This is a genomic window from Chryseobacterium sp. PTM-20240506, from assembly GCF_048296755.1.
GTDB lineage: Bacteria > Bacteroidota > Bacteroidia > Flavobacteriales > Weeksellaceae > Chryseobacterium > Chryseobacterium proteolyticum.
On sequence record NZ_CP182581.1, the window covers coordinates 4,839,318 to 4,861,559 of the forward strand.

Consider the following 22,242-nt stretch of genomic DNA (forward strand, 5'->3'; position numbering starts at 1 on the left):
CTTGTACCATTTTTTAGACATACAAATTTAGTGATTTTTAATTCTTTATTGAATTTATAAAATCTATGGCATTATTCTTCCAATCTTTATCCTGTAATAGAACATTAACGAATGCTGTTCCTATGATTCCGCCGTCTGCCTTTTCCGTTACACTTTCAAAATCTTTTTTCGATTTTATACCAAAACCGATCATTACTGGATTTTTTAACTGAAGAAGAGATATCCTGGAAAGATAATCTTCATTTTTTAATACGGCATTTTCATTTCCTGTTGTGGATGAAGAACTTACCGCATACAGGAACCCTGAGCTTAAAGAATCAAGATATAAGATTCTTTCATCTGAGGTTTCAGGTGTGATCAGAAATGTGAAGTTGAGATGATATTTCTTCAGGATTTGCTGATAATTCTTTTCAAATTCAATAGGAGGGAGATCAGGGATAATGAGTCCGGTAACGCCACTTTCCGAGCATTCTTTGCAGAAATTTTCAAAACCAAAACTTAAAACCGGATTGATATATCCCATTAAAATAATAGGAATTTTAATTTCAGTTTTAATGGATTTCAGTTGTGATAGTAATTTCTCAATGGTCATTCCATTTTTCAATGCAAGTTCATGTGCTTTCTGTATAACGGGACCGTCGGCAACCGGATCCGAATAAGGCATTCCGATTTCCATCATGTCCGCACCGGCATCCTGTATGAGTTTTATAATATCTGCAGTATCTTCCAATTTAGGAATCCCTGCTGTGAAGTATATATTGAGTTTTTTCATTGGGTTTATTGTATTTATGTATTCATGTAAAATGTATTTATGATAAAAAGACGCATAATTTTCTTTAACAACTGTCAGAATCATTTTACATGAATACTTTTTACATTTTACAGATTAAAAATTTAAAGATTAGCTAAATAAGTTTCCATATCCTTATCACCACGTCCGCTCAGGCAGATCACCACGATGTCATTTTCGTCGAATTTCTTTTTATCCAGGACGGCCAGAGCATGTGAGCTTTCAAGGGCAGGAATAATTCCTTCCAGTTTTGTGAGCTCAAAAGCTGATTTCAGGGCTTCATCATCATTGATGCTGAAAAATTCCGCACGCTTTTCCTTAAATAAATGAGCATGGAAAGGCCCGATCCCGGGATAATCCAAACCGGCAGAAATTGAATGGGGTTCGATTACCTGACCGTCGCGGGTCTGCATGACAAGACTTTTGCTTCCGTGTAAAACGCCTAAAGTTCCAAGAAAAGTGGTGGCCGCAGATTTTCCGGATTCCACACCGAAGCCTCCTGCTTCTGCCGCAATAATTTTTACATTTTCTTCTTCCACAAAATGGTAAAAAGTTCCTGCTGCGTTACTGCCACCTCCTACGCAAGCAATCACATAGTCAGGATTCTCTCTTCCTGTTTGTTCATGAAGCTGTTCCCTGATCTCTTTTGATATGACGCTTTGAAATCTTGCAACCAAATCGGGAAAGGGATGAGGTCCCACAACGCTGCCTATAACATAATGAGTTGTCACGGGATTATTGATCCAATCTCTTAAAGCCTCATTTACAGCGTCTTTTAATGTTTTTGATCCCGAAATTGCCGGAACTACTTCTGCACCCAGCATTTTCATTCTTGCTACATTTGGAGCCTGCCTCTGAATGTCAATTTCACCCATATAAACAATACATTTCAAACCAAGCAATGCGCAGGCGGTAGCAGTAGCAACGCCGTGTTGTCCGGCTCCGGTTTCTGCAATAATTCTGGTTTTTCCCAATCGTTTTGCCAGTAAAACCTGGCCTAGTGCGTTATTGATCTTGTGGGCACCGGTATGGTTAAGATCTTCTCTTTTCAGATAAATGTTCGTTTTGTACTGGTTGCTCAGATTTTTGGCAAAATAAAGAGGAGTAGCACGCCCCACATAATTTTTCAGTAAATCCTGATATTCTGCCTGAAACTCCTCAGATTCTATAATTTCAAGATAGTTTTTTTGAAGCTCTTCTACATTTGGATAAAGCATTTCAGGGATAAAAGCTCCTCCGAATTCTCCATAATATCCATTTTGATCAGGGTTTTTATAATTCATTTTCATTGTTGTTATTGTATTAAATAAGCAGTTTTTTCTGAATCAAGCTGCTTGAAAAGATTTCTATTTTCTTCAGACAAATGGATGATCAGGATATCATCATCTTCAGAACTGATCCAGTGATCATCTTCCTGCTCCAGAATTTTTTTTGCTTTATCGTATAATATATCAATTTTGCACTTTTCATAAAAGGGGCGCAAATCGGAAATACAGAATCCAATAACCTGCAGGTCCCTCTCAGTAACATTTTCTGCTGAAAGCTTCAGCAATTGGCTGCCATAGCCATGTCCTTTTTGTGCAGAAACAAAGCCCACCATTTCTGTATAAGAATGTAGATTTCCCGATATCTTTAATGTAAAATCGAAATTCAGACGCAATACAGATTTGATATTTCCATCAGTGTCCAGTAATAAATGAAATTCAGAATTTTTAAATAGCTGTCTGAAATCATCAGCTTTCATACCTGTCCATTCCTTGTTTTCCCAAAGCTTTATTATTACTCCTATTTCCTGTACGGTAAGTTGTTCCGGATTTTTAATGTGGTACGTCATGGTTCAGGGTATTTAGATAGGACAGATTATGATCGAATTGCTGTCTTGTTATTTGTTTATTCTGGTACAGGTATTTTATTTTACTTGAAATGCTGATCAGGGTTTCGATATCTAGCTTTGAACGATACATTTTAAAGATCAGTTCCAGGTTATCCAGCAAATAATAAGAATCCAGTTTTTCATAAGATAAGAATATCTTAAAATAGATTTTTCCCAGGTCATAATTAACATTAGCTTTGACCGTATTTTCCATCAGTTTATCCGCAATTATTACCAAATGATATCCATCCCATAAATGAATGGTTTCAAAAAAATACTCAATATCATCTTCATTAAAATCCTTAATGATACTTATAAATATGGATAATAAACCACCCATTTCCCAGAAGTCTGTGGTGCTGTCATTTTCACATATGAAATCATGCAGTTTTTTTACCCTTTCATTCTCAAACCTCAGTGGGAATAAAGTTTTATAGAACTGTTTTTTCAATGATTGTATATTCATAAGGATGAGATTAATGGGTTTGACTTAAATACTTTAATTTTCTCTACATCTTTAATTCCTGGTCCGGTTTCAAATTTTGAATTGATATCCAAGGCAAAAGGTTTCTGATCCAATACTTTGATATCTTTTATATTCTGTTCTGAAATGCCCCCGCTCAGCAGGTATGGAACATTTATTTTGATATCATTTAACAGCGACCAGTCAAACTGTTTTCCAGTTCCTCCAAATGATTGACTATCCGTATCAAATAACAAATAATCAATAACGGATTGTATCCGGTCAATTTCAGAAGAAAGATGTCCCATTGTTTCACCAATCCTTAAGGCTTTGATTATTTTTACTTCCGGATCTGTTTTTTGCTTTAATACCTTAATATATTCATCACTTTCATCACCGTGCAGCTGAATAAAATTAAGCTCAGCCTTTTTAGTAATATCCGCTACATTTTCTATATCCTCGTTCACGAAAACTCCTACCTTTCCTTTGTGAATGATTTTCGAAATATTATCTAAACTTAAACGATTAAGTGCATACCGCGGCGATTTTTTGTAGAATATAAATCCTATAAAATCAATATTCATGGAAATTAATTCCAGAATTTGATCAGGCAGTGTAAGACCACATACTTTTATTTGTAGCTGCTGGTTCATCACGATAGGTTTATATGGTTGATGAATTCTTTAAAGGCTTTGGCAGGATCTTCATTCTTCATAAAATATTCACCCATTAAGAATCCGTCGAAACCCTTTTCTTTCAGGTAACTGAAATCCTCAATACTGTAAATTCCACTTTCAGCAACAGATAAAGTTTGTTCGGGCAGTTGATTTTTTAATCGGACAGAATGTTGAAGATCTACTTTAAAATCTTTTAGGTTTCTGTTATTAATTCCTACCAGATCAATATCAGGATGGAAGTGTTGCAATTCTTCTTCTGTATGCATTTCCAGTAAAACTTCTAATCCCAGTTCGTGTGATAAATGGGTGAACTCCAGAACCTGTGATGGTGAAAGACAGGCGGCAATCAGTAAAATAACATCCGCACCCATATTTTTAGCCTCATAGAACTGATATTCGTCGATCATGAAATCTTTTCTGAGAACGGGTGTTTTAATCTGACTTCTGAGATCCATAATATCTTTAAAACTACCGCCAAAAAAATCGGTGTCGGTAAGTATTGAAATTCCGCTTGCTCCAAAATTCTCATAAGCAGACACTACTTCAAAAGGAGAAACCTTATCATTAATTACTCCCTTTGAAGGAGATTGTCTTTTAAATTCAGCGATTATTCCGCTTTTCTCTTTAAGAGAAGATTTTAAAGAAGCGGTTTTTCTTTCAAAAAAAGCAGAATCCTTTAATTCTTCTACAGAAATATTTGCTTTTGAAAAATTAACTTCTTCTTTTTTTCTCGATATAATTTTATCTAATATGGTCATTTATTGTGTGTTTTTATATTTCCTGAAACTAATTAATTCTATTCAAAACCTCAAAATGCATTATTCTAATAACAGTTCCAGGCTTCTCAATGCTTTTCCGCCATGTAAACTTTCCTGTGCCAAAAGGAGGCAATCATCATAGGAACCGAATTTTTCCGTATGATAAAGTGCTACCGCAGCATTCGCTAAAACAACGGCATTTTGAGAATCTGTTCCCTTTCCTTCCAAAATATTCCTGAAAATTCTTGCTGCTTCCTGAATGGTTTTACCTGCCTGGATACTTTCAGGACTTACCGGATCGAATCCCAGATCTTCGGAAGAATAAATATTTTCACCTTTTTTGGTTATAATTTTACTGTCATGGGTAAGGCTGATCTCATCATATCCATCCAGGCCATGAACCAGGACGAACTCCTGAGGTTCTTTTTGTAAAAGATATTGATAAATCCTTGCGATTTCCAGGTTGTATACTCCGATCACAGAAAATTTTGGTTTTGCCGGATTTACCAATGGACCTAATAAGTTGAAAAAGGTTCTTAGCCCCAGTGATTTCCTCAATGCTCCGACAGACTGAAGGGCAGGATGGAAGTAGGGAGCATGTAAAAAGCAGATATTCGCTTTCTCCAGATCTCTGTTCAGCTTATCAGAATCATTATTCATCTGATAACCCAGCTCTTCCAAAACATTTGAAGAACCGGTAACAGCTGAGGCCCCATAATTTCCATGTTTTGTTACGCTTTGTCCTGCTCCGGCAATAACAAAACCGGCCAGCGTTGAAATATTGATCGTGTTTTTGCCATCACCTCCCGTTCCTACGATATCTAAAGCATCAGTGGCATCAAGGCTTACAGGAACTGCCATTTGCAATAATGCTTCCCTGAAGCCTTCCAGCTCTCTCAATGTAATATTGCGCATAAGGAAAACGCTCATAAAAGCAGTAACTTCCGTTGAATTGAATTTATTCTGGGCAATTTCAATCATGATCGCTTTGGCCTCAGATTTAGATAAGGTATGATGATTGAATAAATATTGCAGGATCTCTTTCATTTGAGGTGTTTTTATTGTTGAGGGAATATCTTGTGTTTTCAATGTAATAAGAAATTTTTAATGATAACTTCTCCGTCCGGAGTTAAAATACTTTCAGGATGAAACTGGACACCATGTACATCATAGGTTTTATGTTGCAGGGCCATGATCATTCCATCTTTATCTACGGCAGTGATCTCCAGTTCTTCGGGGAACTGATCGGGATCCACAGCCCAGCTGTGGTATCTTCCTACTTCCATTCCTGATGACAGGTTTTGGAAAAGTTTGGTTTTTTCTTTCACCAGCTCTGTGGTGGTTGCCACACCATGAAAAATTTCTGAAAGATTAATCAGTCTTCCTCCGAAAGCCTCAGCAATGGCTTGTTGCCCCAGACAAACTCCGAGAATGCTTTTAGTGGGAGCATATTTCCTGATCAGATCAAGTAATATACCGGACTCCTCAGGTATTCCGGGACCTGGAGACAAAATGATCTTATCATACTTTTCCACTTCTTCCAGGCTGATTTCATCATTCCGATAGATATCCACTTTCTGGTTTAGAATTCTTTCAATAATCTGAACCAGATTATAGGTAAAGCTATCGTAATTATCAAATACTAAAACTTTAGCTGTTGATTGGGTTTTTATATTTTCGTTCATCTTATTTAAATTAGTATTTGAGTTTATCTGCCTTTTCTACAGCTTTCTTGAGTGCGTTAAGCTTATTGTTGACTTCCTGAAGTTCACTTTCAGGATTGGATTTGGCTACCAGTCCTGCACCGGCCTGATAAAAAAGAGTATTGTTTTTACTTAAAAAGGTTCTGATCATAATAGCCTGGTTGCAGCTTCCGTTCAGACCTACCATTCCGATACAGCCTCCATAGTAACCCCGTGAATCCTTCTCATATTGATTGATTAATTGAAGGGCTTTATGCTTAGGAGCACCACTTAAAGTCCCCTGAGGAAAGGTGGAAGCAACCACTTCAAAAGGATTGGTATTTTCCGGTAATTCCGATGTTACTTCACTTACCATATGAATAACGTGAGAAAAAAGTTGGATTTCCTTTAACTTTGTTACCGTTACATTTCTTCCCATTTTTCCCAGATCATTTCTTGCCAGGTCTACCAGCATAGTATGTTCAGCATTTTCCTTGGGGTCATTTTTTAATTCTTCTATAGATTGAAGATCTACATCAAAGTTTCCGGTTCTTTTAAAAGTTCCCGCAATAGGATGGATGATGGCCTTATGATCTTTAATAATCAGTTGGCTCTCGGGGCTCGATCCGAATAATTTGTAATCTCCGTAATCGAAAAAGAACAGATAAGGAGAAGGATTGATATTTCTTAAAGCACGGTATACGTTGAATTCGTCACCCAGAAACTTTTGTTCGAATCTTCTGCTCAATACCAATTGAAAAACATCTCCCCGCATGCAGTGTTTTTGAGCCGTTTTAACCAGTTCCAGATATTCTTCATCGGTAATATTTGAGGTTTCTTCACCCGTTTTCTCAAAAGGGTAGACTACTGAGCTTTTATTTTTTATTAAATTTTCTAAAGTATAAAGTTCTGATTTGATCCCTTCGATTTGATTTTCGATAAAATGCATTTCATCATTGTAATGATTGATTGCAATAACGTACTGGTATAATCTGTATCTCACAAGGGGAATTTCAACCTCCGGGCTTTGTGCTTTAAAATTGATGTTCTCGAAAAACTGAACCGCCTCAAAGCTGGTATATCCGAAAAGGTTTTGTGCTGTTTCTTCAATGGGATCCGTTGTTTTTTCACAATCAAAAACAGAAGAAAAGTCATGCAGGATATCTGCGATCTTATGATCAATGATAAACTGCTTTACAGGTTCTGAATTGGGGAACTTAACCTCGAATTCATTAAGGTTCTTAACCTCAATTCCTGCTATGGCATTTATGGCGATAAATGAAAAATTATTATCTATGTTTTTAGAATCCGAGCTTTCCAAAAGAATGGTGTCCCTGAACTTGTCACGGATCTGCAGATAAATATTCATGGGAGTCTGAAGATCTCCCAGTGTTTTCTTTGATACGGTTTTTACCTTTATATTCTTATTAAACATTTGATGTTTTTATTTTTGTTTGAGATTAAATAATAAAAAAAAGACTTCAACGGAATCCGTCAAAGTCTTGATATTTTGTTTATCTTATTTTATTGCAAAGCAGCTTAACAATTAGCAATACGATAATCCTTTCAGACCCGACGAAGAGTTTGAAAGCCACCACCAAAAATTATTGCTCGTATTAAACATGGCACAAATGTAAAAATTTTTTTTAATATCAAAACCAAAAAAGAATAAAATTAAAAAAACTTAAGATAAAATTAACTATCGGCTCTCTTCCAATTCTTTCTTCAGCTTTTCAATTTGAATATTGTAGTTATCATCTTTATAAACTTCTACATAATTTTCTAATGCAGTTAGGTATTCTTTGATGAATTCTTTATTGGTGGGATCTGCCTCATATTTTATTTTTGCTGTATTGATAGGAGCCTGCATTTCATATTGGCGAAGACGTCTGCCTTCTTCGGACTGATCATATAAAATCACGATATTTTTCTCATATCCCGGAATATATTTTACGGGAAATGGACTGTTTACCTGTGGAATACGGATTGCATTTTCAATAGGGTATATAGAAGCCGAAGTGGTAGAGAAAAAAGTTGTAATATATTTACCGTCCTGCTTTTTTACAATTGCTTCATAATCATGGATATACATATCGTTTAATGTAGAACTTGTCTCCACATCGGAGGTAATGATTGCAGTACTTTCAGTTCCGTATTTGTTTAAAAACCAGGCATTCAAAAACTGTCCCGCAAAGGCATTGGCTATTCCTAAAGGGATAATCGGCAGTAATAACCACCATTTTTTAGTAAGGAATGATACTAAGCTGAAGAAAACAATCAGGAGGACCACGGTGTAAAAACCATGATGACTGGTGAAAAACAGAATTTTAGAAATGAATATCATACTTTAAAATTAAAATTTTTATTTAGATAAAAGAACATTAGTAATCTTATTCCAGATAAATTATTGTTGAAACGGATATTTATCATCACTTTAAAAATTTATTTTTTATACTTTTGCTTAAATTTTATAGAAAAAATAATGAAAAAAGTATTAGCACTTGCATTTATCGGAGGTTTATTAGTTGTAAACTGCAAAAAGAAACCAGATCATTCACTACAAGATAGCAACACAATGCTTGAAGAGCCTGAAGCAACTACAGTTGTAGACACTACCGCAACAGCCCGCAACAAACCAGAAGCAGATGTAAATGCAGCAGTATCCGTACCTGCAAAGGACGCAAAAGCAGATACATTGACTAAATAATGAAAAAACTGTTTTTGACAGGATGCATAGGATTTTTTATTCTTTCCTGTTCCAAAAAAGAAAATACACCTGTTGATACTCCTTCATCAGAAACAACTGCTGCTTCTGAACCGGCAAAAACCAATCTTTCCGGGAGCCAGATCATAGAAACGTTGAATTGTACAGGATGTCACACGGTTAATGAGAGAATGATAGGACCTTCTTATCAGGAAATAGCTGACAAATATTCTGAAAAAGATATTGAAATGCTGGCCTCCAAGATTATAGAAGGCGGAAGCGGAGTTTGGGGAAGTGTTCCTATGCAGCCCCATCCTCAGGTATCTAAAGACGATGCAAAAAAAATGGTAGAATATATTTTAAGTCAGAAGAAGTAAAATATGTCTGCTGAAAAATCCAGTCTGCACACAAGAAATCTTCATCGTGATCCCTATGATTTTGATCAGCTCATTTCTTGTGTGCCAGAACTGAAGCACTATGTTTTTGTTAATGCACACCAAACATTAACGATCAACTTCAGCCTTCCAAAGGCGGTAAAACTACTCAACAAAGCCCTTTTACAACATTTTTACCATATCCGGAACTGGGATATTCCTGAAAATAATTTATGCCCTCCGATTCCCGGAAGAGCAGATTATATTCATTACATTGCTGATTTACTGGCTCTTGAATCCGGATCCGGTGAAATCCCTGAAAGCTCTTCAATAGATGGTATCGATATAGGTGTAGGAGCTAATCTCGTGTATCCTTTAATTGCTCACAGGTCTTACGGATGGACAATGACGGGAACAGATATTAATAAAGACTCGTTGCAAAATGCACAACGTATTCTCGACAATAACCCGGATCTGTCATCTTTTATTCATTTGAAGCATCAGCCGGCTTCTGACTGTATATTCAGGAATATGCTTCTAGAAGGAGACAGATTTATGTTTTCAATGTGTAATCCTCCTTTTCATGACTCTGAAGAATCTGCCATAAAAGGAAATCTCAGAAAGACTAAAAATCTCCGTCAATCCAGAGTTAAGAAGCCTTTACTCAATTTTGGAGGACAACAATCGGAATTATGGTGCGAAGGTGGGGAGCTTGCTTTTATTACCAGGATGATACATGAAAGCAGTTTATTCGCTTCGCAGGTCCTGTGGTTTACCTGTCTGGTTTCCAAAAAAGATAATCTGTATCCACTTACCACACTCCTGAAAAAGAGTAAGACAGTAGAGTTCAAAACCATCGATATGGCTCAGGGCCAAAAAATAAGCAGAATTCTGGCCTGGACATTTATCCCTCAACAAGACAGAAAAGGCTGGTTCCCGTAAGCAAACCTCTCTTTAACCGCATTTTTACAGAAATAAATATATTTCTGGGAAAAGTCATTGACAGTCAACTCAAAAATACCTAAATTTGTAGGCTTTTAGAAAAATAAGAAATGCAATTATCAGAACAAGAAATCATTAGAAGAGAAAAGCTTAATAAGCTTGTTGAAATGGGGATCAACGCGTTCCCGGCAGATGAATACAAAATTACAGATACAACAGAATCTATAAAACAGGATTTTTCTGAGAGTAAACAGGTGAAGATTGCTGGTAGATTGATGTCCCGAAGAATTCAAGGGAAGGCTTCTTTTGCTGAATTGCAGGATTCTACAGGTAAAATTCAGGTATATTTCAACAGAGATGAGATCTGTACAGGAGAAGATAAAACTTTGTATAATGAAGTGTACAAACACCTTTTAGATATCGGGGATATTATCGGTATAGAAGGGGAGCTTTTTACCACACAAGTAGGGGAGAAAACTGTACTGGTAAAGAATTTTACTCTCCTTACGAAATCTTTACGTCCGCTACCACAATCCAAAACGGATGAGAATGGAGTAATACATGATGGATTTAATGATCCTGAACTAAGATACAGACAACGTTATGTTGATTTAACCGTCAACCCGCATATTAAAGAAATTTTTGTGAAGAGAACAAAATTGTTCAATGCCATGAGAACCTTCTTTAATGATGCAGGATATTTTGAAGTTGAAACTCCGATTCTTCAATCCATTCCGGGAGGAGCTGCGGCAAAACCGTTCATTACACACCATAACGCCTTGGATATTCCATTATATTTAAGAATTGCAAACGAGCTTTATCTTAAAAGATTGATCGTTGGAGGATTTGATGGGGTATATGAGTTTTCCAAAAACTTCAGAAATGAGGGAATGGACAGAACACATAATCCGGAATTTACAGCGATGGAAATTTATGTGGCTTACAAGGATTACAACTGGATGATGGATTTCACAGAAAAGCTATTGGAATTCTGTGCTACTCAGGTTAATGGAAATGCCGAATCTACTTTCGGAGAGCATAAGATAAATTGGAAAGCACCTTATCCTAGAGTTTCAATGACTGAAGCGATCCAGAAATATACAGGATTCGATATCACAGGAAAAACTGAAAAGGAATTGTTTGATTTTGCTAAATCTATTGGGATTGAGGTTAATGAAACAATGGGTAAAGGGAAATTAATTGATGAGATCTTCGGAGAAAAATGTGAAGGAAATTTCATTCAGCCAACTTTCATTACCGATTATCCGATCGAAATGTCTCCTTTAACTAAAAAACACAGAAGCAAAGAAGGCTTAACAGAGCGTTTTGAGTTGATGGTTTGCGGAAAGGAAATAGCTAATGCTTATTCTGAGTTAAATGACCCTATTGATCAGAGAGAACGTTTCGAAGCGCAGATGGCTCTTTCTGAAAGAGGTGATGATGAAGCGATGTTTATCGACCAGGATTTCCTTAGAGCTTTGGAATACGGAATGCCTCCAACTTCCGGATTAGGAATTGGTATGGACAGATTGATCATGTTCTTAACGGATAATGCATCCATCCAGGAAGTATTATTCTTCCCTCAGATGAGACCTGAAAAAACAGTTCCTCAGATTGAATTGGGAGAAGATGAGAAAGTAATTCTTGAAATTTTAAACTCTCAGGAAGAAGCATTCTCTTTAGCAGAAGTTAAAGAAAGAAGTCAGTTATCCGGTAAAAAATGGGATAAAGCATCTAAGACTCTAACTAAGAATAATTTAGTCAAAGTAGAAAAAGTTGATGAGCAGGTTTTAATGAAACTAGTATAAATAAGAAATTCATTCATTTTTAAGTTTAACTGGCTTAAGCTTAGAAGGCTTTGACTTACTTATAAAATTTGTGCTTGGCGTTTTATATGATTTTATAAAAGATTTCTTTCCTACAATTAAAAATGAGTATCAAACAACAAAAACAAAGCTTATGGAAATAATAAAAAACGGTGCGATAAAAACCTTAATTGCGTGAGTCATATTTTTTATTCTAAGTTAAAGTCAATGAATAGTTAAGGTTAGGGATCGGATCCCGCTTACGCACAAAAATCCTGAAGATACTTCAGGATTTTTTTTGCTACAAACTATAAATTGTTATTTTCCGTTCCATATAAAACTCAATTTCGATGAAAATTTTTGTTTTATTTTTTCTGTTACAATGTCTTGTCATTAAGTCGCAAATGATTGAATCTGTTTACTTTGTGCATGATGACTATAAACTTGATAAGCAATCCCAAAAGAAATTAGATAGTTTGGCTCAGTTAAAAGGCAATTTAAGATTCAGGATTTTTGGAAATTGTGATTCTACGGGAAGCATACATTACAATAAAATATTGTCTGAAAACCGTGCAAATGCAGTTAAAAAATACCTGCAGGAGAAAATTAAAACTCATATTACAATTGAAAATGTTGTAGGTCTCGGTGAGGGAAAACAGATCAATGATAATAGTTCAGAAGAATTACGGAAGAAAAACAGAAGAGTAGATATTTTTATAGACAGAGAATGGGCTAAGGGAGAAAAAATTCTACGAAAAGTTCCTCCAAGTTTTGTAGATCTGAGTGTTGCTGAGCTGAAAGTTCAAAATACATATTCTCTTCCTAATGTTAATTTTATTGGCGGCCGTCATGTCTGGCTCCCGGTTGGGAATGAAACAATTCTTAAGCTGCTTAAAATACTAAGAGATAATCCGGCTATGCAGGTAGAATTACAGGGGCATATTTGCTGTGATTATAATAATTTTGATGGTGAAGATCTTGATTTGGGTACTTTTAATCTTTCACATACAAGGGCTAATTCTATAAAGGAATTCCTCCAGATGCAAGGTATAGATTCCAGCCGTATAAAAGCAAGCGGACAAGGACATCTTAATCCGGTTGCTTATCCCGAACAAACGGAAGCGGACCGGATTATGAATAGGAGGGTTGAAATTGTTTTACTTAAAAAATAATCCTTACTTCCTTAGTTTACTGAATGAAGCCATCAGGTAAAATAAAAACGGCAGAATAAATAAAGATCCTAACATTAATGCCCACGCTAAAGCAGAAATCGTTTTCGGAGCTGCTACATGTTCTAATAATGAAAGATGCTGCCCATTCCCTAATAATATGATATCAGGGTTATGCTGATACGTTGCGGCCACCAGGATCATAATAACCTGGAATCCTGCTAAGGCACGAACGGGAAGGAGCTTCCGTTGTTTCATAGCCCGGAAAATCAATAACAGTGCTATCGTTGCAAAGGCAATTGCCATAATTCCCAAAGGTTTGGAGAAAACCCAGGTAACTAGAGGAATGCCCGAAAGATACGCTGAAAGAAAAACCAGAGCTCCGGTGATCACTACAAAGATCATCGTTTGTTTGGATTTTCTGATCATCAGATTAAGTTGCACACGATCCTTGGTTTCCCTAAGAGAAAATATTGAAGCAAGATAGGCACAGAGGGCCACTGTAAATAAACCAACGGTCACTCCGAACCAATTCAGCCAGCTGAAAATATAGAGATCCAGAAATGTGGTGGCGTCCGGATTAATGGATTGGGAAACTGTAGCTGCCGCAATCAGCCCTAAGAAAAAAGGAGTGAGAAGGCTTGCATAATAAAAAATGTGAGTATATAAAAACTGCCAGTCATCTTTCACCGCATCATAATGCCTGAATGTAAAAGCGGTACCTCTTGCAATAATTCCTACAAGCATAAGAACTAACGGAATATGCAGGTAAGTGGACATCGTTGTGTAAATTTCAGGAAATCCTACAAACAGGATCACAATAGCAATAATCACCCACATATGATTCGCTTCCCAAACCGGAGCGATTGATTCATACATAATCTCCTCTGTTTTATGACGGGATTTTTTATTGGTGAATAACTCCACGATCCCTGCGCCAAAATCAGCTCCTCCCAAGATTACATACAGGCAAATTGACAGCCAAAGAAAGCCTATAACAACGTAGATCATGATTTTGTATTTTTAGCGTTAAACTGAATATCTGTAGGGTCATATAATTTCGGAACCATTTGGATTTGTCTTTTGAGAAGAAATATTAAAATCAATGACAGGGAAACAAAAATTGCGGTGAAGAAATAGAAGGAATACTGGATGCCCGGCATAGGCGTTACAGCATCTACAGTCCGCATAATACCATAAATTATCCAGGGCTGGCGGCCTACTTCTGTTACAGTCCAGCCTGCTTCCAATGCTATATATCCAAAAGGAGTGGCGATCAGAAATGTTTTCAGCAGCCAGTTCTTGCTCAGCCATTCTTTTTTAAAGAATAGCGAATAGACATATAGAGAACCTATGCAGATCATTATGACACCAAAGAAGATCATGATCTGGAAAGAGTAGTGGACAACGGCAACAGGAGGCCATTCATCTCTGCTGAAATCATTCAATCCCTTTACTTCAGCATTAAAATCATTACTGACGAGAAAACTTAATAATTTAGGGATTTTTAATGCATATTTGATTTCGCCTTTCTTTTCATCCGGAATTCCTCCGATCACAAAAGAAGCTCCCTTTTCTGTTTTAAAATGAGCTTCCATTGCAGCCAATTTTATAGGCTGTCTTTCTGCAACTGATTTAGCAGCGATATCACCACTTAAGGGAGCTCCGAAAGCTCCTATGAGGGCAAAACCTGCAGCAATTCTAAATGCTTTGGTGTGAAATTCCACATTTCTTTTTCGCATAATTAAAAAAGCATGAACTCCTGCAACGGCAAAACCGGTTGCACAAAATGCAGCTACCGTCATATGCAATGCCTGTGGAAACCAGGCTTCATTAAACATCGCTTTGATAGGATCTATATTTACATATTGTCCGTTGATATAATCAAAGCCTGCGGGAGAGTTCATCCACGCATTGGCTGCAACGACAAGGATGCCGGAAGCCAATCCACTGAGTCCGACTAAAAATCCACAGAACCAGTGAAACCATTTGTTGAACTTATCCCATCCGTAAAGAAAAAAACCGATAGCAATTGCTTCGATAAAAAATGCTGTTCCTTCAAGAGAAAAAGGCATTCCGAAGATGGGGCCGGCGTGTTTCATGAACTGTGGCCAAAGAAGTCCCAATTCAAAAGAAAGCATAGTTCCGGAAACAGCTCCTGTTGCAAAAAGAATGGCGACTCCTTTGCTCCATGCTTTTGTAAGTCCCTTATATACTTCGTTTTTTGTTTTAAGGTATTTCCAGTGGGCAAAGGCCATTAAAAATGGCATAACCATACCTACACACGAAAATATAATGTGGAAGCCGAGGGACATGGCCATCTGGGCACGGGCTGCAATGAAATCGTCCATAATATCAATTTTGAGTAAATAAATTTAAGCATTAATTATAGAAGAATACATGATTTAAAACAGTTGATATTATTGAAATGCAATATAACTTTGTATTTTTTTAAGATAAAAATGCCTTTGATTCGTGTTGAAAACTCCATCTTTTTTGACATATTTTAACTTTCATATCTCGAAAAAAATCACGATATTTGTAGGTCTTTGCAATTGGCAAAGTTTAATAATTTGATATGAGTCAGAAACAATATACAGCTAGTAGTATTCAGGCATTGGAAGGAATGGAGCACGTTCGTATGCGTCCTTCAATGTACATTGGTGATGTAGGAGTAAGAGGTCTCCATCATTTGGTTTATGAAGTAGTAGATAACTCTATTGACGAAGCGTTAGCAGGATACTGCGATACCATTTTCGTTAGCATTAAAGAAGGAAACGGAATCGAAGTAATGGATAACGGTAGAGGTATTCCGGTTGACTTCCACGAAAAAGAACAAAAATCTGCTCTTGAAGTTGTAATGACGAAGATCGGAGCAGGAGGTAAGTTCGATAAAGATTCCTATAAGGTTTCCGGAGGTCTTCATGGTGTTGGGGTATCTTGTGTGAATGCACTTTCCAATGAAATGATTACAACCGTATACAGAGACGGAAACGTTTACCAGCAGGTATATTCCAAAGGAAAAGCACAAACGGGAGTTGAAGAAATAGGGAATAGTGACAAAAGAGGAACTAAGCAGTTCTTCCAGCCTGATGATACCATTTTCACTGAATTAGTATATAACTATGATACGTTAGCAAGCCGTTTACGAGAGCTTTCTTATCTTAATAAAGGTATTACCATTACCCTTACCGATGAAAGAGAGACTCTGGAAGATGGTTCTTTCAAATCAGAAGTCTTTCATTCCGAAGGCGGTTTAAAGGAATTTGTTGCCTACATTGACGGAAGCCGTGAGGCCATTATGGAGAATGTAATCTTCATGGAGGGCGAAAGAGATGATATTCCGGTTGAAGTGGCAATGCGTTACAATACTTCATTTAATGAGAATCTTCACTCTTACGTTAATAATATCAATACCCATGAAGGGGGAACACACCTTGCGGGTTTCAGACGTGCATTAACGAGGACCTTAAAGAAATATGCCGATGATCTGGGGATCCCTCAGAAAGAAAAGGTAGAAATTACGGGAGATGACTTCCGTGAAGGTCTTACAGCCGTGGTTTCCGTAAAAGTAATGGAACCGCAGTTTGAAGGGCAAACTAAAACAAAATTGGGTAATTCCGAAGTTTCCGGAGCAGTTGATAAAATTGTGGGGGAAATGCTTACGAACTTCTTAGAAGAAAATCCTAACGAAGCTAAAATTATCGTTCAGAAGGTTGTTTTAGCAGCAAAAGCAAGACAGGCTGCGAAAAAAGCCCGTGAAATGGTTCAGAGAAAATCTCCGATGGGAGGTTCCGGACTTCCTGGGAAATTGTCCGACTGTTCTTCTAAAAGTCCTGAAGAATCTGAAATATTCCTTGTTGAGGGAGATTCCGCAGGAGGTACTGCAAAACAAGGACGTGACAGACATTTCCAGGCTATCCTTCCATTAAGAGGTAAAATTTTGAACGTTGAAAAGTCTATGCTTCATAAAGTTTATGATAATGAGGAAATTAAAAATATTTACACAGCTCTTGGGGTTTCTGTAGGAACGGAAGAAGACAGTAAGGCGTTGAATATGGCGAAACTGAGATATCATAAGATTGTCATCATGACCGATGCCGATATTGACGGTTCCCACATTTCTACATTGATTCTGACATTCTTCTTCAGATATATGAAAGAATTGATTGAAAATGGTTATATCTATATCGCTCAACCGCCTTTATATTTATTGAAGAAAGGTAACAAAAAAGTATATGCCTATAATGAAAAAGAGCGTGAGGAATTTACTCTGGATATGTCTCCGGATGGAAAAGGAGTAGAGGTACAACGTTACAAAGGTCTTGGGGAAATGAATCCTGAGCAGCTTTGGGAAACGACCTTAAATCCTGAGCATAGAATATTGAAACAGGTAACTATTGACAATGCTGTAGAAGCAGATAGTGTTTTCTCTATGTTGATGGGAGATGAAGTTCCGCCAAGAAGAGAGTTTATTGAGAAAAATGCAAAATATGCTAAAATTGATGCATAATTTATTTTTCTAAAAAATATAATGAAAAAGGCTCCGTTTTGGAGCCTTTTTTTGTCTTCGAAAATTAAATTTTAACATTTATTAAGATTTCATTACTTTTGTTAAATTTTTTAAAACAATGATGAAAATCTTAACAGTTGGTGCCGTTTGTATTGCTTCTCTTTACTACGCCCAAAGCTATCCGGTGTCAGCAATCCCGGAGAATTTAAAGAAGGATGCCAATGCGGTGATCCGAAAAGATTTTACCACGATCCAGATCAACAAGATAGATGAGGTAAAATATCAGATAAATACCGTAACTACGGTTTTAAATAAAGACGGGGATTCCCAGGCTCATGCTTATATTCCATATGACAAAGGAGATCATATTTCTGACGTAAAAGTTACAGTGTATGACGAATCCGGTAAAAAAATAAAGTCTTATTCCAAATCGGATTTCGGAGACTTTGCTAACAATTCCCAGGGAGTCTTTTATTCGGATAGCAGATATTTATCATTGGCTTATACTCCGACCCAATATCCTTATACACTCGAGTTTTCGTACCAGATCACTAATGAAAACACTATTTTCATACCGGATTTTGTACCTTTTTCAGGCACCAATGTAGCATTGGAGGAAAGCCAGTTTAAGATTCTTAATAATTCAGGTATTGAGCTCCGTACAAAAACTTATCCTTCGAAGTACAATTATACTACGGTTGCAGAAAGCAGTAATGGGGCAGAAAAAGTATATTCATATAAAAATGTTCCTGCAATAGAAGATGTTTCTTTACTTCCTTCACCACTTAAGATCTTACCTAAAGTGAGTTTTTCACTGGCAAAATTCAATCTGGAAGGAAAGCAGGGAAGTATTACGAGCTGGAAAGATTTCGGATCCTGGTATTATAATAGCATTTTGCAACCTGTATCTGTTTCCACGCCCTCTATAAAAGCTGATGTTGCAGCACTTAATTTACAGGGGTCCACAGAAGAAAAGGTGAGAAAACTGTATCAGTATATGCAGGGTAAAACCCGATATATATTTGTTGCGCTGGGAATTGGGGGATGGCAGCCTATGATGCCGGATGAAGTACAGAAAAAAGGATATGGCGACTGTAAAGGGTTATCCAATTATATGAAGACCTTACTTGATGAAGCGGGAATTCCATCGTACTATTGCACCATCAACTCCGGCTCTTCACCGGTGTCTTTCGATAAAGATTTTCCAAAAATGGGAGGGAACCATGTTATCTTAATGGTGCCTACTGAAAAGGGAAACATATGGCTGGAAAATACATCCCAGCAGATTGCTTTTAACCATTTGAGCTACAGTACAACGGACCGAAATGTTCTTTTGGTTAAAAAGGATGGAATTGAAGTGATGGATACTCCTTCATATTCTGCAGAACAAAATAAAGAAAAGCAAATCCTTAAAATTAAGCTTAATGAAGATAATAGTATTGCAGGAAAAGGAGAGTTTGCTTTTACAGGCAGTCAATATGATTATAACTTAAGATTTGCCACATTATCTCCTAAGGAAAAAAATGAATCAGTAAAAAGCCTTTTAAATATTTTACATTTTGAAAATATTGAAATGAAAGATTTTATTAATGACAGGGATAATGCAGTTATAAAATATAATCTTGATTTTAAGGCTAATAACTATTCCAAGAATGCCGGAAGCAGTATGGTATTCCGAGCGGTACCTATCTTTTCTGATAATAATTATAAAGCAGATGATAAAAGGGAATTGCCGTTTGAGATCATGCAGTCTTTTGAAGATGAATATAAGATTACATTTGAAATTCCTAAAAATTATAAGATCGATGAAGTTCCTGAGGATGTAAAACTTCCGTCTGAATTTGGAACCTATCAGCTTAACTTTATCAAGAATGGACAAGAGCTTACCGTTACCAGGACTATTCATGTAAATAAAGGAACGTATCCTAAAGAAAAATACAATGATTATATCAAATTCCGAAAGAAAACTGTAAATATGGACAATTCTAAAATTCTAATAACTAAAATCTAAGCATGAAAAAAATTATATTCGTCGTTTTGAGTTCAATCAGTATTGTTTGCCTCAAAGCCCAAAAACAGGAATTTCTCAACCCACCTAAATTTAATGATACCGATTTATCAAAGCAAAAATCATTGCTGGACGAAAATGCTCCGGCGGAAATTTTGTATAAATCAGTGTCTTTTAATATAGATTCCAATAATGGTACTTTGCAGAAAAGAGCCTTCTACAGGGTGAAGATTTATGATAAAGAAAAAGCCGAAGACTGGCTTAATCTTGAAGTGCCCCTTTATCAGGATGGCAGCAGCCAGGAAAGCTTATCTAAAATGAAGGCTTACACCTATAACCTTGAAAACGGAAATGTGGTCACGACTAAAGTAGATAAAAGTTCAAAGTACAAGAGTAAAGAAAATAAGTATATATCGGTTACCAAATTTGCTTTTCCTAATGTAAAAAACGGTTCTGTTATTGAATACCAGTATGAGATCACTTCTCCGTTCTTGTATTCCATTCCGGAAATATTGATAGAATCTGATACACCATCATTATATACTGAATATATTTTGGATGCTCCTTCCAATATATCGTATAATATAAATTATACAGGCTCTTTAAGTCCTAAATACAAGCAGGTTGAGGAAAAGCTTCTGTATGGCTCCAATTACAGAACCTATCGTTTCGGGTATGAAAACCTTAAAGGTTTTAAAACGGAGAAATTCATAAAAAATGATAGGAATTACAGAACGAAGATCAGTGCGGAATTGCATTCCACCAATTTTAAAGAACTGAAGTTGTATTCATCATCCTGGGAGAAGATCAAAGAAAGATTATATGAGAATGAAGATTTTGGTGGAGAACTGAAAAGAACAAAATTGGCGAAAGAAAATATGCCTTCAGGAATTTCAGGGCTTACAGATATGGATAAGGCGGATGCTATTTTTAAATATGTCCAAAAGGCCTTTACCTGGAATAAATATTCGGGAGTAAGGACAGAAGATGGAATAAAAAAACTTCTCGAAACAAAAACCGGAAACGCTGCGGAGATCAATCTTTTTTTAATCATGATGCTTAGAGAAGCAGGGTTAAAGGCAGATCCGTTATTGATCTCTACTGTTAGTAACGGAATGATCAATATTGCATCTCCGAATGTCTCGAATTTAAACTTTGTCCTGGCAGCCGTTAAAATTAAAGACCAATATCATTTATATGATGCTACATCCAAGCAATCTTCAAGGGATATGCTGCCTCCAAGAGATTGGAATCAATTTGGGATCCTGGCTCCAAAGGAAAAAGTACAGGAATTATCTATGACCAATGCACAACCAAGTTTTACTTACCTTACGGCTGAGGCTAAGATCAATGAAGATGGAAGTATTTCCGGAACTTATTCCGACAAAGATACAGGTAGCTATGCGATGTTTGCCAAAGAAAGTTATGACGAGAATATGGATAAATACAAAAAGCAGTACAAGGAAAACTTTGCTATTGATTTTACGGATATTAACTCAAAAGTTCTAGAAAATGGTGATTTTGAAAGTACGATGAAATTTACATCAGAAAACCTGATCGATAGAATAGGGAAAAAAATGATCATTAATCCTATGCTGTTTCTTAATAAAAACTCCAATGAATTTGATCAGACAGATGAAAGAAAATATCCCATAGATTTTATATCAGCCTACACAAGAACAAAAAAAATCATTTTCGAAATTCCCGAAGGTTATGTTATTGAAGAAATGCCAAAAAATAAAAAGATAATAACGGATGATAAGGAGATCGAATACAGCTATGTTGCAGAGCAAAAAGGAAATAAACTGGAGGTCACCTCAAAGACCAAAGTAAGCAGTCCGGATTATCCTAAAGATTATTATCCCGCATTTAAACAGATTTGGGGAGTAGCTTCAAAAAGTGAAAATCAGGTGATAAGTTTAATTAAAAAATAAATTAAAAGCTTCTATTTATAGAAGCTTTTTCGTTATATTTGAGCAAACCAATAAAAATTAATAATATGTTAACTCTTTTACAAACAGATCCTTACGATGGGATGGATTCTGCGGCAGCGGCCGGAATTGGAATCGGAATGTTATTCTTTTATCTGATTATATATCTGTTCTATGGATATTGTATGTATAAAATATTTCAGAAAGCAGGGCGCCAAGATGCATGGGCGGCTTTCATTCCTATTTATAACATCATCGTTTTGCTTGATATTGTAAAGAAACCGGCTTGGTGGATTATTTTATTTTTTATTCCGTTTGTTAACCTGTTTGCATCATGGATGGTTAATGATAGTCTTGCCAAAGGATTTAGCAAAGAAACGCCTTTATACACGATTCTTTTATTCTTCTTAGGATTTATATTCATTCCTGTTTTAGCTTTTGGGAATGATCAATTTGAAAGCCAGAAAATACCGGCGAACTAAAAAAATTCATTATAATTTACAAAACCATTCATTTTGTGAATGGTTTTTGTATTGACATCACAAATATAGAA

The 22,242-nt window shown here is 36.3% G+C and carries 21 protein-coding genes; 9 read left to right on the forward strand and 12 right to left on the reverse strand.

From position 1 onward, the window contains the following. Nucleotides 1–37 precede the first annotated feature (37 nt). The 10 genes from trpA to ACNFU2_RS21740 all read right to left on the reverse strand — a co-directional run bounded on the left by trpA (nucleotide 38) and on the right by ACNFU2_RS21740 (nucleotide 8,587). The gene (trpA, locus tag ACNFU2_RS21695; RefSeq protein WP_273647458.1) at nucleotides 38–772 is read right to left on the reverse strand and encodes a tryptophan synthase subunit alpha; all 735 of its coding nucleotides are present in this window, start codon (nucleotides 770–772) and stop codon (nucleotides 38–40) included. A 122-nt stretch (nucleotides 773–894) separates the two neighbouring features. Next, on the reverse strand, nucleotides 895–2,073 hold the full coding sequence (gene trpB, locus ACNFU2_RS21700; RefSeq protein WP_273647459.1) for a tryptophan synthase subunit beta: 1,179 nt from the start codon (nucleotides 2,071–2,073) through the stop codon (nucleotides 895–897). An 11-nt stretch (nucleotides 2,074–2,084) separates the two neighbouring features. Beyond that, nucleotides 2,085–2,624: a hypothetical protein gene (locus tag ACNFU2_RS21705; protein ID WP_273647460.1), complete on the reverse strand. Its 540-nt coding sequence runs from the start codon at nucleotides 2,622–2,624 to the stop codon at nucleotides 2,085–2,087. After that, entirely contained in the window at nucleotides 2,608–3,129 is a 522-nt protein-coding gene (locus ACNFU2_RS21710; protein WP_418123128.1) for a hypothetical protein, read from the reverse strand. Before ACNFU2_RS21710 ends, ACNFU2_RS21705 begins: the two co-directional genes overlap by 17 nt. Continuing rightward, nucleotides 3,126–3,779: a phosphoribosylanthranilate isomerase gene (locus tag ACNFU2_RS21715; RefSeq protein WP_273647462.1), complete on the reverse strand. Its 654-nt coding sequence runs from the start codon at nucleotides 3,777–3,779 to the stop codon at nucleotides 3,126–3,128. Before ACNFU2_RS21715 ends, ACNFU2_RS21710 begins: the two co-directional genes overlap by 4 nt. Further along, nucleotides 3,779–4,561, reverse strand: coding sequence for an indole-3-glycerol phosphate synthase TrpC (gene trpC / locus ACNFU2_RS21720; protein WP_273647463.1), 783 nt, complete (start codon nucleotides 4,559–4,561; stop codon nucleotides 3,779–3,781). The genes ACNFU2_RS21715 and trpC overlap by 1 nt, the downstream gene beginning before the upstream one ends. 60 nt (nucleotides 4,562–4,621) lie before the next feature. Beyond that, a complete protein-coding gene (trpD, locus tag ACNFU2_RS21725; protein ID WP_418124926.1) occupies nucleotides 4,622–5,608 on the reverse strand; it encodes an anthranilate phosphoribosyltransferase in 987 nt (328 codons plus the stop codon). Between the two features lie 38 nt (nucleotides 5,609–5,646). Beyond that, entirely contained in the window at nucleotides 5,647–6,246 is a 600-nt protein-coding gene (locus ACNFU2_RS21730) for an anthranilate synthase component II (RefSeq protein ID WP_273647464.1), read from the reverse strand. 10 nt (nucleotides 6,247–6,256) lie between these two features. Then, the gene (locus ACNFU2_RS21735) at nucleotides 6,257–7,678 is read right to left on the reverse strand and encodes an anthranilate synthase component I family protein (RefSeq protein ID WP_273647465.1); all 1,422 of its coding nucleotides are present in this window, start codon (nucleotides 7,676–7,678) and stop codon (nucleotides 6,257–6,259) included. A 264-nt stretch (nucleotides 7,679–7,942) separates the two neighbouring features. Then, complete coding sequence (locus tag ACNFU2_RS21740) at nucleotides 7,943–8,587, reverse strand: hypothetical protein (RefSeq protein WP_273647466.1); 645 nt, start codon at nucleotides 8,585–8,587, stop codon at nucleotides 7,943–7,945. 138 nt (nucleotides 8,588–8,725) lie between these two features. On the opposite strand from ACNFU2_RS21740, the gene ACNFU2_RS21745 reads away from it, so the two are divergent. From ACNFU2_RS21745 to ACNFU2_RS21765, 5 genes are all read left to right on the forward strand, one after another. Then, nucleotides 8,726–8,950, forward strand: coding sequence for a hypothetical protein (locus tag ACNFU2_RS21745; RefSeq protein WP_172276484.1), 225 nt, complete (start codon nucleotides 8,726–8,728; stop codon nucleotides 8,948–8,950). Then, the gene (locus tag ACNFU2_RS21750; RefSeq protein ID WP_418123132.1) at nucleotides 8,950–9,324 is read left to right on the forward strand and encodes a c-type cytochrome; all 375 of its coding nucleotides are present in this window, start codon (nucleotides 8,950–8,952) and stop codon (nucleotides 9,322–9,324) included. The genes ACNFU2_RS21745 and ACNFU2_RS21750 overlap by 1 nt, the downstream gene beginning before the upstream one ends. A 3-nt stretch (nucleotides 9,325–9,327) precedes the next feature. Next, a complete protein-coding gene (gene rlmF / locus ACNFU2_RS21755; protein ID WP_273647467.1) occupies nucleotides 9,328–10,263 on the forward strand; it encodes a 23S rRNA (adenine(1618)-N(6))-methyltransferase RlmF in 936 nt (311 codons plus the stop codon). A 110-nt stretch (nucleotides 10,264–10,373) separates the two neighbouring features. Then, entirely contained in the window at nucleotides 10,374–12,071 is a 1,698-nt protein-coding gene (gene lysS / locus ACNFU2_RS21760) for a lysine--tRNA ligase (protein WP_273647468.1), read from the forward strand. Nucleotides 12,072–12,418: 347 nt separating this feature from the next. Continuing rightward, nucleotides 12,419–13,240, forward strand: a complete 822-nt coding sequence (locus ACNFU2_RS21765; RefSeq protein WP_273647469.1) for an OmpA family protein — start codon at nucleotides 12,419–12,421, stop codon at nucleotides 13,238–13,240. 3 nt (nucleotides 13,241–13,243) lie between these two features. On the opposite strand, the gene ACNFU2_RS21770 is transcribed toward ACNFU2_RS21765, so the two are convergent. Both ACNFU2_RS21770 and ACNFU2_RS21775 read right to left on the reverse strand, forming a co-directional pair. Continuing rightward, nucleotides 13,244–14,248: a cytochrome d ubiquinol oxidase subunit II gene (locus ACNFU2_RS21770; protein ID WP_172277638.1), complete on the reverse strand. Its 1,005-nt coding sequence runs from the start codon at nucleotides 14,246–14,248 to the stop codon at nucleotides 13,244–13,246. Next, the gene (locus ACNFU2_RS21775) at nucleotides 14,245–15,588 is read right to left on the reverse strand and encodes a cytochrome ubiquinol oxidase subunit I (protein WP_172277640.1); all 1,344 of its coding nucleotides are present in this window, start codon (nucleotides 15,586–15,588) and stop codon (nucleotides 14,245–14,247) included. The genes ACNFU2_RS21770 and ACNFU2_RS21775 overlap by 4 nt, the downstream gene beginning before the upstream one ends. A gap of 227 nt (nucleotides 15,589–15,815) precedes the next feature. Here ACNFU2_RS21775 and gyrB point away from each other — a divergent pair, with 227 nt between their 5' ends. The 4 genes from gyrB (at nucleotide 15,816) to ACNFU2_RS21795 (ending at nucleotide 22,171) form a co-directional block, all read left to right on the forward strand. Then, nucleotides 15,816–17,750, forward strand: a complete 1,935-nt coding sequence (gene gyrB, locus ACNFU2_RS21780; protein WP_172277642.1) for a DNA topoisomerase (ATP-hydrolyzing) subunit B — start codon at nucleotides 15,816–15,818, stop codon at nucleotides 17,748–17,750. Nucleotides 17,751–17,868: 118 nt separating this feature from the next. Continuing rightward, complete coding sequence (locus ACNFU2_RS21785; RefSeq protein WP_273647470.1) at nucleotides 17,869–19,761, forward strand: DUF3857 domain-containing protein; 1,893 nt, start codon at nucleotides 17,869–17,871, stop codon at nucleotides 19,759–19,761. 2 nt (nucleotides 19,762–19,763) lie between these two features. Next, complete coding sequence (locus ACNFU2_RS21790; RefSeq protein ID WP_273647471.1) at nucleotides 19,764–21,692, forward strand: DUF3857 domain-containing protein; 1,929 nt, start codon at nucleotides 19,764–19,766, stop codon at nucleotides 21,690–21,692. Between the two features lie 65 nt (nucleotides 21,693–21,757). Then, entirely contained in the window at nucleotides 21,758–22,171 is a 414-nt protein-coding gene (locus tag ACNFU2_RS21795; protein ID WP_273647472.1) for a DUF5684 domain-containing protein, read from the forward strand. Nucleotides 22,172–22,242: the final 71 nt, after the last annotated feature.